Origin of the sequence: uncultured Bacteroides sp., from assembly GCF_910586915.1 — a bacterium.
In the GTDB taxonomy this organism is placed as follows: Bacteria; Bacteroidota; Bacteroidia; order Bacteroidales; family Bacteroidaceae; genus Bacteroides.
Genome location: NZ_CAJULN010000062.1, coordinates 1 through 12637 on the forward strand (window position 1 = coordinate 1; position 12637 = coordinate 12637).

12 protein-coding genes and 1 pseudogene are annotated in these 12637 nt (G+C 48.4%); 5 read left to right on the forward strand and 8 right to left on the reverse strand.

What is annotated here, in order from left to right; genetic code table 11:
- From QZ331_RS13550 to dut, 5 genes are all read right to left on the reverse strand, one after another.
- On the reverse strand, positions 1-974 hold a 974-nt coding region (locus tag QZ331_RS13550), incomplete at its 3' end, for an acyltransferase (protein WP_294631189.1).
- A 407-nt stretch (positions 975-1381) separates the two neighbouring features.
- Positions 1382-2677, reverse strand: a complete 1296-nt coding sequence (locus QZ331_RS13555; RefSeq protein ID WP_294631171.1) for a peptidoglycan DD-metalloendopeptidase family protein — start codon at positions 2675-2677, stop codon at positions 1382-1384.
- Positions 2674-3246 carry a DUF4292 domain-containing protein gene (locus tag QZ331_RS13560; RefSeq protein ID WP_294631172.1) on the reverse strand — a complete coding sequence of 191 codons (573 nt, stop codon included), beginning with the start codon at positions 3244-3246 and terminating at the stop codon, positions 2674-2676. The genes QZ331_RS13555 and QZ331_RS13560 overlap by 4 nt, the downstream gene beginning before the upstream one ends.
- Entirely contained in the window at positions 3243-5000 is a 1758-nt protein-coding gene (locus tag QZ331_RS13565) for a tetratricopeptide repeat protein (protein ID WP_365976374.1), read from the reverse strand. Before QZ331_RS13565 ends, QZ331_RS13560 begins: the two co-directional genes overlap by 4 nt.
- Before the next feature lie 92 nt (positions 5001-5092).
- The gene (gene dut / locus QZ331_RS13570; RefSeq protein WP_294631176.1) at positions 5093-5527 is read right to left on the reverse strand and encodes a dUTP diphosphatase; all 435 of its coding nucleotides are present in this window, start codon (positions 5525-5527) and stop codon (positions 5093-5095) included.
- A gap of 125 nt (positions 5528-5652) precedes the next feature.
- Between dut and QZ331_RS13575 the strand changes: the two genes are divergently transcribed.
- Entirely contained in the window at positions 5653-6999 is a 1347-nt protein-coding gene (locus QZ331_RS13575) for a deoxyguanosinetriphosphate triphosphohydrolase (RefSeq protein WP_294631178.1), read from the forward strand.
- Here the strand turns inward: QZ331_RS13575 and QZ331_RS13580 are convergent.
- Both QZ331_RS13580 and QZ331_RS13585 read right to left on the reverse strand, forming a co-directional pair.
- A complete protein-coding gene (locus QZ331_RS13580; protein WP_294631180.1) occupies positions 6971-7984 on the reverse strand; it encodes a GNAT family N-acetyltransferase in 1014 nt (337 codons plus the stop codon). The two genes, QZ331_RS13575 and QZ331_RS13580, sit on opposite strands and share 29 nt — an antisense overlap.
- A 26-nt stretch (positions 7985-8010) precedes the next feature.
- A complete protein-coding gene (locus QZ331_RS13585; RefSeq protein ID WP_294631182.1) occupies positions 8011-8829 on the reverse strand; it encodes a 1-acyl-sn-glycerol-3-phosphate acyltransferase in 819 nt (272 codons plus the stop codon).
- 259 nt (positions 8830-9088) lie between these two features.
- Between QZ331_RS13585 and QZ331_RS13590 the strand changes: the two genes are divergently transcribed.
- Positions 9089-9592 carry an RNA polymerase sigma factor gene (locus tag QZ331_RS13590; RefSeq protein ID WP_294631185.1) on the forward strand — a complete coding sequence of 168 codons (504 nt, stop codon included), beginning with the start codon at positions 9089-9091 and terminating at the stop codon, positions 9590-9592.
- Between the two features lie 284 nt (positions 9593-9876).
- On the opposite strand, the gene QZ331_RS13595 is transcribed toward QZ331_RS13590, so the two are convergent.
- Positions 9877-10065: a hypothetical protein gene (locus QZ331_RS13595; protein WP_294631186.1), complete on the reverse strand. Its 189-nt coding sequence runs from the start codon at positions 10063-10065 to the stop codon at positions 9877-9879.
- Positions 10066-10893: 828 nt separating this feature from the next.
- Here QZ331_RS13595 and rsmH point away from each other — a divergent pair.
- The 3 genes and pseudogenes from rsmH to QZ331_RS13610 form a co-directional block, all read left to right on the forward strand.
- The gene (gene rsmH / locus QZ331_RS13600; protein WP_294631191.1) at positions 10894-11808 is read left to right on the forward strand and encodes a 16S rRNA (cytosine(1402)-N(4))-methyltransferase RsmH; all 915 of its coding nucleotides are present in this window, start codon (positions 10894-10896) and stop codon (positions 11806-11808) included.
- A gap of 6 nt (positions 11809-11814) precedes the next feature.
- Entirely contained in the window at positions 11815-12171 is a 357-nt protein-coding gene (locus QZ331_RS13605) for an FtsL-like putative cell division protein (protein WP_294631187.1), read from the forward strand.
- Between the two features lie 76 nt (positions 12172-12247).
- Positions 12248-12637 (forward strand): annotated as a pseudogene (locus QZ331_RS13610) (penicillin-binding protein); the annotation flags it as partial.

The following is a 12637-nucleotide window of genomic DNA, read 5'->3' on the forward strand; positions in this document are numbered from 1 at the left end:
CTGACGAACGTAGCCACCGCAATGCAAGGTATGGCGGCAACGGTGGGCAGCATCCATGTCTGCTTGCACACACTCACCCACAGTCCGAGCCAGAAGATGTGCATCAGATACATACCGTAGCTGAGCCGCGACATCTCCGTCACCAGTTGCGGCGCCTCCGGCCGATGGATGCAGGTGAACAGAAGAAATGCTCCCGTGGTGAGCAGCACACAGTTGATGGTGCAGAACGCCCAACCGATTTCCAACACAGGCGTAACGTGCAGTTCGCCCGGAACGGCCTGCACATAAAACGACAGGATGGTCCACACGGCGCCCGCCACCATCAGAACGGCTCCCACGACCAGACGCCGCGGCCGCTCCCAGGTGAGGTGCACACGTATATAATGCGCCAGCACAAGGTAGCCCAAATAACCGGAAAAGTTCCACAACATATGGTATTCGTTCCAGAAGCATTGCCCCCACAGCTCGCCACACCAACGGTTGAGGTAGGGCATACACGTCGACAAGAGAAACACGCCGATGAAGAAACGCTCTTCGCCCGCCGTGGCTTTCCGCAGCCACGGGGATATCATGGGAATAAACAGATAAAGCCCTATCAGGGGATACATAAACCAGAAGTGCCCCGCCAGCGTGGGGAAGTTGAGCAGGATGCGCGAGAGGTCTTTCGCTGAAATCGCCCCGTCTATCTGCCCCCACAGCAGGGGCAGTGTGCTATACAATATCATAAACACGAAAAAGGGCGGCAGGATGCGAAGGGCACGGCGGCGATAGAACTGCCACATGGTCTGTTCCTCCTTCATCGGTGCGAGCAGGAAAGCGGAGACTATCATAAACAAGGGTACAGACATACGCGAAAAACCGTCGTAGACCGATACCCACAGGCGGTCGGCCTCGTTGGCGAGGTAAGACTGTGGTCCTGCCATATCGGTAGAACCGGGAGCACCGTAAAAATTCTCGCTGGCATGAACCAGCATGACCAGGAAGCAGGCAAACACGCGGATGTAATCTAAATTTCTCTCATATTGCCCAAGTGGGGAGTTGCAGCCACCAAACACGAAAACTGTCCCCAGCAACAATGTCACTAATTGTTGTCTCATAATTTCATTGAATGTAAATTTGTTCTTCATCAGTTTTTCTTTGTTCACAAAATTGACAAAAAGCAATTACTTTTTTTAGCACAAATTATTCAATAAAAGAAAGAAACAGACCATCCATCTGCTTTTGAGACCAAACTTCTTTCCTTTTTCTCCCCCAATGAAGAGATTCTGCTACTTTTTGAGCCGATTTTATACCTCATTCCTACACGCTTCTTGAACTTTTTACATTTTCCGCACCATAAACAGCCCGATTTTTCACATTTTCCGTTGTTTTTCGACTAAACTTACCGATTGAGCCACGGCTCCGGGTTGAGTTTTTCTTTTTCCCTACGCAACTGGAAGTGGAGCACCGTGCGGTCGTTGTCCGTACCGTCGGAGAATATTTGCCCGATGGGTTGTTTCGTCGTCACCGTATCTCCTATTTTCACCGAAGCGGACGAAAGGTTGCAATAGACGGAGATGTAATTACCGTGACGGATAAGCACATTGAACAATCCGTTCAGTTGGAAGACGGCTGCCACTTTACCGTCGAAGATGGCACGTGCCTGTGCTCCCGGCTTTCCCTGGATATCGATACCTTTGTTATCTAACTTTACGTTGCGGAGCCCTTCTACAGCATATTGCCCGTAGCGGCTGACGATAATGTAAGCACCTGATATAGGCATGGGAAGTTTGCCGCGATTGGCGGCAAAATTACCGGACAGTTCGCGGTCGGCTTTGCTCATGGTGTACGTTTCGAGCGTTTTTACTTTCGCTCCCGCGTTGCCGGAAGAGCCGCTTTCCTCCCCTTCGGTTTCGTTGCGTGCTGCCGCTTCGCGGCGGGCTTCCTCTTCGGCACGCTTGCGGGCACGTTCTATTTCTTCGGCTATCAGCTTGTCGATGCGTGCATTCAGTTGGTCTGCCTCCCTGCGTTTTTTATTAATCTCGTTCTGCAAGCCTTTCTGCTTCTTTTGCAAGTCGGCTACCAACGTGCGTTTTTCCTGCTCCTGCACTTCCAACTTCGTCTTTTCGCCCTCCCGTTCTTTCAGCAGGTTCTCCTTAGCGGTTTTCACTTGCTGACGTTCCGCTTGTTTCGCACGTATCTGCTCCTGCTTTTTCAGAATCTCTTCGCCTTGCAAACGCTGGTAAGTGGCGTATTCGCGTACATAGCGCATACGGCGGTAGGTCTGTCCCAAGCTCTTGGCGGAGAAGATGAACATGAGTTTCTCTTCTATCGACTTGTTCTTATAAAGATACTGTACCGAGGCTTCGTATTTCTTCTTCTTATCCTTCAGCTCCTTCTCCAAAACGCGCAACTCGCGTCCCAATGCGTTCAGTTCGGACTCGATGGCTTCCACATCGCTGTTGATAGCGAGGATGTAGCGTTTCCGTTCCTCAATCTGCCCGGTGAGTGCTGCCAGGCTGTTCAACTGGCTGCCCACGTCCTTCTTAGTGTCCTGCAATATAGAGTCCGACTCGGCAATCTGCTTTTGCAGCGCACCGCGCTTACTTTCCAACTCGCGAATCAGCTTGTTCGACTGGGCGGAAAGCGGAACTGCCAACCATAGGCAACCGGCAAGAATAACAAAGAGACGTTTCATCCTAATAAAGCCACCAGCATTTTTACCAACACTTCCAAAGGAACCTGAGTATATTTGGCAGAAAGTTCCGTCGGAGTCATGGAGAACTCTTTGGTCGAGAACTCATAAAGCCGGACTTTGGCTTTCTCCAAAGAAGGGATACCTACATCTTTGCCCGTCAGTTCTGTCTTTCCACCGGGCAAGGATGCGCTTATCAGTATCTTTTCCAAACGGGCAAACTCCGCATTCTTCGGCAACAGGCCTTTCAGTTCGTCCTTCGTTGCACGGACAAATCTCCGGTTCATCCTGTCCACCATCAGTACTTCGTCCGGTGTAATCTCGATGCGCGCCACTTCCGTACGCAGAATCGGCATCAGCAAGGAGACTTGCACCCGTTCGCGGGTTTTCATCTTCATAGTCCCTCCCACGGACATACTTCCCCCTTTCTTGTCGGGAATGGTAAGCTGGAGTCTGGAAGTCAGATAGCTCGGCACGGAAGCCTTTGTCTTCGAGAGTGCCGGATGCTTCGAACTCTTACAGCCGGTCAGCACGACGGCCACCAACAGCAACAGATAAACGACTCTTTTCATTCTGCAATATATTTCTTCTTTTCTATCTTCTGTTTCAATGTTTTCGATTCACTTCCCATTTCGAGCGCCTGCTTCCAATATTTCAACGCTCCCTCCACGTCGCCGTTCATGAAGTAGATATCTCCGCAATGTTCTACAATCACGTTGCTTTTTTCATCGTCGCTCTTCAAGGCATTGTCTATGTAGATGCGGGCTTCCGCATAATTTCCCTTTTCAAAGAGAATCCATGCATAAGTATCGAGGAAGGTGGCGTTGTTGGGTTCCGCTTTTACAGTTTTGTAACTCATTTCCTCCGCTTTGTCCAAGTCGCGGCGTTCTACCGAAAGGTAATAGGCATAGTTATTCAGCGCGCCGATATTGGCGGGATTGTACACCAACGCCGAATCGTAGGCAGCATAAGCCTCCGCCATCTGTTTCTTCGTGTGGTAGACGTCGCCCATGATTGAGTAGAATTCGGATACGAATTCTTTCTTCGTGTCGGGGGCGATGTGCTCCAGGGCTTTGGTACATACACTCAATACGCTGTCAACCTGCTCTGCCTGATGATAGGCGATGGCCAGGTAATAATAAAGCTGCAAAGCATCCGGAGTAGCTTCGATACCAGGCTCACACACCTTTATAATCTGTTTGTAATCCTCCTTTTTTATGGCTGCACTTACCAACATCAGGCGGGCGGCATTGTTGGCGGGGTCTAAATCGACCACCAGTTCCAATACCGGAACCGCTTCCTGCTCCATATTCTTCGACAAGAGATATTGTGCATAGAGCATGGGGACTTGCGGGTCGTCCTGATCTTGCTCCATCATGCGGTCAAACAGGGCAATCACCTGCGTGCTGTCCTTTTCCGGCGATTGTTCATTTTCCATGATGACCTGCCGCATGACATTGATTTTCGTATCGGGAGTCACTTTCTTGTTCAGCAGCAACGTGTCCAGTTGTTGCTGATACAGCTCTTTCTGCCCGGTCTGCTCATAGTAAGAAGCCATCGAGAAGAGCGCCATCGGATTGTCCGGCTCTGCCGCCAGCACTTTCTGATAGACCGCATAGGCTTCTTCTTTTTTCCCGTGCTGGAGATATACGTCGCCGAGAATTACCTGATAACGCATATCCATCGGATACTCCTGCACCAGACTTTCTATTTCCCGAAAAGCCTTCTTGTCGTCTTTCATCTGAAGATAGATACGGAATTTCTCCATAGACAACTGCTCGTTCTTACCCAAACGTGTCTCCAGGCGGTTCAGCGTGGAAATCACATCGTCATACTTCTCCTGCCGGCTGTAAATATCGAGCAGGTTAAACAAAGGGTCTTGCTTTGCCGGAAAACGAGCAACCATCTTTTCGAGCAAAACGACGGCTTTATCCCATTCGTTCTGTTGCAGATAGAGGTTGACCAATCCCTGGCTATACCAATAGTTATCGGGGGCATAGAGTACTGCTTTCTCCAAAGCATCCTGTCCTTGCGGAACCTGGCGCAGAAACATATAATATTGTGAAATCTCGTAAAGAGCGGAAGAAGCCGTCGGATGGATATCCAGACAATGCTGCAACAAGCCGAAAGCCGCATCATATTCTTTCTTTCCTTTCATCCGCATGGCTTCCAGAAAGAAATAATCATATTTGCGCTGCTGTTCCTCCGTCAGTTGGCACACAAAAACATCCTTCTCCTTCTCGGCTTTACTCTTTTTGGTCTTCTTTTTCTTTGCTTTCCGGGCAATTGCATCTGTGCCGGCCGCATATCCGGATAGGGTGGGCACGTCTCCTGCCGCCACCCTTCCTGTCGCTTGCGAAGCCACACCCAAAGGAAGCAGCAAAGCACTTACCAACCATATAAATAGGATTCTTTTTTTCATTTTTTCCCTGTATGACCGAAGCCGCCGGCTCCGCGTTCCGTTTCGTCCAACACTTCCACTTCCTGCCATGAGGCTTGCTCATGTTTTGCAATCACCATCTGCGCAATACGTTCGCCGTCTTCAATCACAAAGGCTTCGGACGACAGATTGACCAGGATAATACAGATTTCCCCCCGATAATCCGCATCAATCGTTCCCGGCGAGTTGAGCACCGTGATTCCCTTCTTGATGGCCAATCCGCTGCGCGGACGGATTTGGGCTTCAAATCCTTTCGGAAGGGCGATATACAATCCGGTGGGCACAAGACAGCGTTGCAGGGGTTCCAAAGTGATGGGTTCGGAAAGATTGGCACGGATATCCATTCCCGCAGACCATTCGGTGGCATAAGCCGGAAGCGGATGCTTCGATTTATTGATTACTTGAATATTCATAAATGCATATATTGGTATTTAACGGGCGAAAATACACATTTTGAACTGAAAAATAGTTAAGTTTGCAGTTAAATAATGTGCCGTTCCCTAATTTGCAAACAGGAAACGCCCAAATCGCAACTAAAATGATGAACTGGAATCAATTAATATCCGCCAAACGCTTCGGAATGGAAGAGTTTCACCAGGAGCGCCAGGAAAACCGCTCGGAGTTTCAACGGGATTACGACCGTCTTATCTTTTCCGCCCCCTTCCGCCGATTGCAGAACAAGACACAGGTATTCCCCCTGCCGGGCAGCGTGTTTGTACACAACCGGCTCACGCATAGCCTCGAAGTATCCTGCGTCGGCCGTTCCTTAGGCAACGACGTAGCCAAAGCCATCCTCGAACGCCAGCCCGAACTCCGGGAATCTTTTCTGCCGGAAATCGGTTCCATCGTATCCGCCGCCTGCCTGGCGCACGACTTAGGCAATCCGCCTTTCGGCCATTCGGGCGAGCGTGCCATATCGACCTTTTTCTCCGAAGGAAAAGGGCTCCGCCTGAAAGAAAGGCAGCCGGACGGAGCGCAACTTTCGGCGATGGAATGGGAAGATTTGACACATTTCGAAGGAAACGCAAATGCATTCCGGCTCTTGACCCACCAGTTTGAAGGACGGCGCAAAGGAGGATTCGCCATGACGTACACCACCCTGGCTTCCATCGTGAAATATCCCTTTTCATCAAGCCTTGCCGGCAAAAAGTCGAAGTTCGGATTCTTCGTCAGCGAAGAAGAGAGTTTCCATAAAATAGCCACCGAACTGGGATTAATCGTGCAGAACGAGCATCCGTTGAAATACGCACGACATCCGTTGGTCTATCTGGTGGAAGCGGCGGACGACATCTGCTATCAGATGATGGACATCGAAGACGCCCACAAACTGAAAATCCTCACTACCGAAGAGACGAAGGCACTGCTGATGGCTTATTTCGACGAAAACCGGCAGGCACATCTGCGGAGCACGTTCCGGATTGTGAGCGACACGAACGAACAAATCGCTTACCTGCGCTCCTCGGTAATCGGACTACTGATTCGGGAATGCACCCGTGTGTTCCTCGAACATGAACAGGCAATATTGTCCGGCACTTTCGAAGGAACGCTCATCAAACATATATCCCAGTGTCCGGCAGACGCCTACAAACACTGCTCCGATGTGTCTATGCAGAAAATCTACCGTTCGCAGTATGTGCTCGACATCGAATTGGCCGGTTTCCGCGTCATCAGTACACTGCTCGAACTGATGACGGAGGCGGTCACCTCTCCCGGCAAGGCGTATTCCGAACTTCTGATAAACCGGGTTTCCAGCCAGTACAACATAAAATCGCCTGTACTCTACGAAAGAATACAGGCGGTACTTGATTATATATCGGGGATGACCGACGTCTTTGCTCTCGACCTTTACCGGAAAATCAACGGCAACAGTCTGCCTGCGGTGTAACGACCTTAGGCGTAAACGCCTCCTCTTCCTCGCAATATATTTTCAGCGCATCCGGATGGCTTTCGATAAACGTCTGGATGTGCCGTATGCGTTTTTCCTCAAGTATCTCATCCACCGCAATCAGGATTCCGGTTTCTTCCACATCGCCGAACTCATAGTTGACAGCCGTGCCGAACATACGCATGGTAGGACTCAGGCTCATATAAGCATTCACCAGTGGCGGTATGTTATAGCCCAGCTTACGGATTTCGCCATTCAGTATCTTATAGTCTTCCTTAAAGGAGTCTTTGCAGAACAAGGCACTCAGCTCCTCTTCGGAGGTCTCCGGCAGCAAAGGTTCTATCGGGGTGACCAGCCTTTCTTTGTCGGAAAAATGTTTCTTAAGGAAATAGAGAATCATATCACGGCCGCGGCGGTGGTAGCTCGGATACATTGTCACCTTTCCGAAGAAGTACTTCACGTTCGGCATAATCACGGTCAATGCTCCCAATCCGTCCCACAGGTTGTCCAGCGCAAACAGCCCCTTGCTTCCGGCACGGGTAGACTGATATTCGAGCGTCACAAACGAACGTCCCAACTCTATCGTCTGCGGCAAATATTTTTCAATAAAAGTATCCGAGAAATCGAACATATGGGAAGTGGCGAGAATCGGAGCGCCTTTTTCGTCGAAACGCACGTCCGTCCCAAGCAGATAGCGGTAGCCGCCTAATATTTCTTCGGCTTCCGGGTTCCACACAATGAGCTGCTTATAGGGATGCTCCATTGTGTCGTATTCGTCTATATCCATCGACAGCCCCGTTCCTCCACCGGCAGCCCGGAAAGCAATTTCGCGCAAACGCCCAATCTCTTTCATCACATTGGGTGCATTCTGATGAGTAATAATGTAAATCTGGTTATTACTCTTATTGGTCATTCGTAAGCGTCTGTCTTCCGTCAATTCAGCCTTCAGCAGTTCTTTGCTTATCGGTTTGATAATTTCTTCCATATTTCTTGTTATAGTTGTTCTATCAGTTACAGTTTATATACAATGTCCTTTACGTATTCCGCCCATTGTGCCGGTGTTTTCGATTTGTCGAAAGTCTGCCAGGATATCGGCTTGCCAAAGGTGACGGTAAAGGTTTTGTGGCGGTTCTTAAACATCTCATCCGCAAGATACAACATGGCGATGTTGAACTTAATGCCCAGTGCCTTGCAGATATTTGCCAGATTGTAGAAGAAATCGGAGTTTCTGCCCCCGAAGTGCACCGGTATCACGTCGCGTTTTGCTTGTATGCTCTTTACTATAAATGTCTTTTTCCATTCCAGGTCGCGAATCACTCCCTCCTGCCGGCGCGAACAGAGTCCGGCGGGGAACATGATAAGCTGGTCGTCGGAGCTGAATCCGGCTTCCACCATCTTAGGGAAATCTTTCGACTGTTTGCCTGTCTTATTAATAGGTATGCAGAGCGGAGCCAATCCGTGCAGGTTCATCAGCAGGTCGTTGACCAGGTATTTCACCTTCCCGTCGTAATGGCGTCCCAGCACGTAGCCCAGCGCCACACCGTCCTGTCCGCCCAACGGATGATTGGAGACAAAGGTGTACAAACCCTCTTTGGGAAGATTTTCGAGTCCTTTCACCTCTACCTTCGCATCCAGAAAGTCCAGGCACGCTTCGAGGAAGTCTACTCCGATCTTATCTTTCGACTCATCCAAAAACACATTAATCTCATCCTGATGAACTATTTTCTTCAGATAAGAAATCACAAACTTAGGGATGTACTTGTATTGCTTCGGCGCTTTGGTCCGAAGAATTTTATCGACATCAATCAAAAATAAAGAGTCATCTGTCATTCTTTTCAAATAAAATGATGCTACAAAATTAGCGGTTCTTTTTTATTATTTGCAATAAATTAGTAGAAAATGCAGGATTTAAGCTCATAAGACCCCCAAAACAACACCCAAAAACTATCAAATAACACCCGAAAACTGTCCGCAGACAGTTTTCGGGTGAATTTCGGGCGAATTATCCCCTGTCGGATAATCAAAAAGCCCTTAAACTTGCACCATCAAAACTTACAAACGAATATTCACCATTTAAAAAGCAACGCATATGAAAAGTTTAAGCTTCAGAAAAGATTTAGTAGAAGTACAAGCCGAATTACTTCGTTTCGCCTACAAACTGACAACCGACCGCGAAGAAGCAAACGACTTGTTGCAGGAGACTTCCTTGAAAGCATTGGATAATGAAGATAAATACACGCCCGATACAAACTTCAAAGGCTGGATGTATACCATCATGCGCAATATATTCATCAACAACTACCGCAAGGTGGTTCGCGACCAGACATTTGTCGACCACACCGACAACTTGTACCATCTCAACCTTCCGCAAGACGCAAGCGTGGAGAGTACAGATAGGGCGTACGACCTGAAAGAGATGCACCGGGTGGTAAACAACCTGCCGAAAGAGTACCGCATTCCGTTTTCGATGCACGTGTCGGGGTTCAAATACCGCGAGATTGCAGAGAAGCTGGAACTTCCGTTGGGAACGGTGAAAAGCCGTATCTTCTTCACCCGGCAGAAGTTGCAGGAGGAGCTGAAAGATTTCCGTTGAACCGGTTCTTACCGATAAATAAAAATCTGCTTTCCATCACCATTTATATAAAACGGAAGTTCTTCCTTACCTTCGGTCAGGTTTCTGAGCCATAGGAGCGACCCGGGTGGGACTTCCGCAACACTACCTTTATCCGAATCAATATACATTGATACAATGAATAATTGAATTCTTACTCAGTCGACGTTTCCTACGGATTCGTCAACTCATACAAGTCATAATCCGTCCATCGAACAAAAAAATCAATATCTTTAATATCTGCGGTACTACGATTGAAGATTGCCTTATCTTCCGCCTTCATTGCTTTTTTCAAACTTTTCAATCGCTTTTATCGGTATGGCAATTGAAGGCTTATGATAAACAGTTATCCATTTCATTTTTCCAGTAGACAATTCATAATAAAATGATATGGACAAATAGGAATTGTCCGGAGTTACCTCCCCTTCAATGTATGGTAGAAGATATTTTTTCATCCTTTTACTTAATATGCATCTCGTGATGTTTGCCCTACAACATTAAATGTGAGAACAATAAAAAGAGCTATTAAATTGATTGTTTTCATATTTTTCGTTTTTTAATTACAGTTTTTACTTGCAATACCCGACAAGAATATGCATACAAACAGAAACGATAGATGGATTTTATCAGGAATATCTTTCACAGGATTGAACGGCAGACTCAATATAAGAATGCCGACAGACAAAGAAACTATATTCTTCAACCTCCTCAGGTTTTCAAGTATTAGATATTCCTTACGGTCACAAATATAATAAAACACTCATAACAAGCCACATACGCCACTCTTTTTTATTTCAAAAAGTATACACCGACATCGTCCATCCCACTGCCCCGCCCCGCCACCGCGACGAATTAGCCGTTTCTCAGGCAACATCTATTTTTCCGAAGCCTATTCCCTACCTCCCGCATTACGAATAAGTATTCGTCTGACTATAGTTAACGTTTCGTCTAACTATAGTCAGACGAAAGAAACACTATAGTCAGACGCAACTTCAACTATAGTCAGACGAATAGTCGACCGCATAAAAACAGATACTTCTCAGGCAAGCGGCAACCAAACTTTAGCAATCAAACGGATAAACCGTAGCATCCTGCCTACAAAGCATCTACGAAGCATCTTCATTATCAAGCGATAAGCATTTAACAATCTGTTGAAAACTTCTCCGAAAGTTTTCGGTAGGAAATGACGGGGAATTGTGGGGAATTTCATACTTTTACAGCCGCTTTTTATAATAAGGTGGTGAGATGTTTTTAAGAGACAAAGAAGGATGGAAAAAGAGAAGATGGAAAAAGACGAACTGATATATCACGTCCCCGTGATGCTTAAGGAGAGTGTCGACGGGATGAATATACAACCGGACGGAACGTATGTAGACGTTACATTCGGAGGAGCGGGACATTCGCGCGAGATTCTTTCACGGCTCGGCGAAGGCGGACGCCTTTTGGGATTCGACCAGGACGAAGACGCCGAACGGAACATTGTTGACGACCCGCATTTCATCTTCGTGCGCAGCAATTTCCGCTACCTGCACAATTTCCTGCGCTATCACGGCATCGACCAAGTAGACGCCATCCTTGCCGACCTCGGCGTGTCGTCTCATCACTTCGACGACAGCGAGCGCGGATTCTCTTTCCGCTTCGACGGCGAACTGGATATGCGCATGAACAAACGGGCGGGACTCACAGCCGCCGACATCGTGAACACGTACGACGAGGAGCGTCTCGCCGACATCTTCTACCTGTACGGCGAATTGAAGAACAGCCGCAAACTGGCTTCGGTCATCGCCAAAGCCCGCAACGGAAAGGCGATACGCACCATCGGCGAGTTTCTGGAAATCGTCAAGCCTCTCTTCGGCCGCGAACGCGAGAAGAAGGAACTTGCCAAAGTGTTCCAGGCCTTGCGGATTGAGGTGAACCAGGAAATGGAAGCATTAAAAGAGATGTTGCAGGCGGCGACAGAAGCACTGCGACCGGGCGGCCGGCTGGTAGTCATCACTTACCACTCGCTGGAAGACCGCATGGTGAAAAACATCATGAAAACGGGCAACGTGGAGGGCAAGGCGGAAACCGACTTCTTCGGCAACCTGCAAACTCCCTTCCGCCTTGTCAACAACAAGGTGATTGTGCCCTGCGAGGCAGAAATCGAGCGAAACCCCAGGTCGAGAAGCGCGAAATTACGAATTGCAGAAAAGAAATAAGAGGGAATGGAAGAAGAAGCAATCAACAAGCAAGCCAAAGAGGAGAAGAAGAGAAAACGCACCTCGCTGAAAAGCATTCTGGGCGGAGATATTTTAGCTACCGACTTTTTCCGCCGCCAGACGAAGCTACTGGTTCTTATCATGGTGTTCATCATCTTCTACATACACAACCGCTATGCCAGCCAACAGCAGCAGATTGAGATAGACCGGTTGAAAAAAGAACTGACAGACATCAAGTACGACGCACTGACACGCAGTTCGGAGCTGATGGAGAAGAGCCGCCAGTCGCGCATCGAAGAGTACATCTCGAGCAAGGAAAGCGATTTGCGCACCTCTACCCATCCGCCGTACCTTATTAAATAACAACGGAGAGTTGACAAAAAAGAGTTGAGAGAACCTATAAAAGACAAGGACAGTGGCAGTTAACAAAAAGAATATAATGACCCGCTATTTCTTCGTCATCCTGCTGATGGCGCTGATAGGCGTGGCAATTGTCGTCAAGGCAGGCTTCACCATGTTTGCCGAACGGCAATACTGGCAGGACGTAGCCGACCGTTTCGTGAAAGAGAACGTGACAGTGAAACCCAACCGCGGAAACATCATCTCTTCCGACGGCAAACTGATGGCAAGTTCCCTGCCCGAATACCGGATATACATGGACTTCATGTCGGGCGAAAAGGACGAGAAGCGCAGAAAGAAAGACCAGGCACGGCGAGACTCCCTTCTCCATGCCAACATGGACTCCATCTGCAAAGGACTGAACAAGATATTTCCCGACAAGAGTGCCGCCCAGTTCAAGGCGCACCTGAAGAAAGGGCGACAGGCAAAG

Excerpts from the sequence above, each read along its gene's own strand:
- QZ331_RS13555 (WP_294631171.1), bottom strand. The coding sequence starts at position 2,677 with ATGAAACGTCTCTTTGTTATTCTTGCCGGTTGCCTATGGTTGGCAGTT.
- QZ331_RS13560 (WP_294631172.1), bottom strand. The coding sequence starts at position 3,246 with ATGAAAAGAGTCGTTTATCTGTTGCTGTTGGTGGCCGTCGTGCTGACC.
- dut (WP_294631176.1), bottom strand. The coding sequence starts at position 5,527 with ATGAATATTCAAGTAATCAATAAATCGAAGCATCCGCTTCCGGCTTAT.
- QZ331_RS13575 (WP_294631178.1), top strand. The coding sequence starts at position 5,653 with ATGATGAACTGGAATCAATTAATATCCGCCAAACGCTTCGGAATGGAA.
- QZ331_RS13580 (WP_294631180.1), bottom strand. The coding sequence starts at position 7,984 with ATGGAAGAAATTATCAAACCGATAAGCAAAGAACTGCTGAAGGCTGAA.
- QZ331_RS13585 (WP_294631182.1), bottom strand. The coding sequence starts at position 8,829 with ATGACAGATGACTCTTTATTTTTGATTGATGTCGATAAAATTCTTCGG.
- QZ331_RS13590 (WP_294631185.1), top strand. The coding sequence starts at position 9,089 with ATGAAAAGTTTAAGCTTCAGAAAAGATTTAGTAGAAGTACAAGCCGAA.
- QZ331_RS13595 (WP_294631186.1), bottom strand. The coding sequence starts at position 10,065 with ATGAAAAAATATCTTCTACCATACATTGAAGGGGAGGTAACTCCGGAC.
- rsmH (WP_294631191.1), top strand. The coding sequence starts at position 10,894 with ATGGAAAAAGACGAACTGATATATCACGTCCCCGTGATGCTTAAGGAG.
- QZ331_RS13605 (WP_294631187.1), top strand. The coding sequence starts at position 11,815 with ATGGAAGAAGAAGCAATCAACAAGCAAGCCAAAGAGGAGAAGAAGAGA.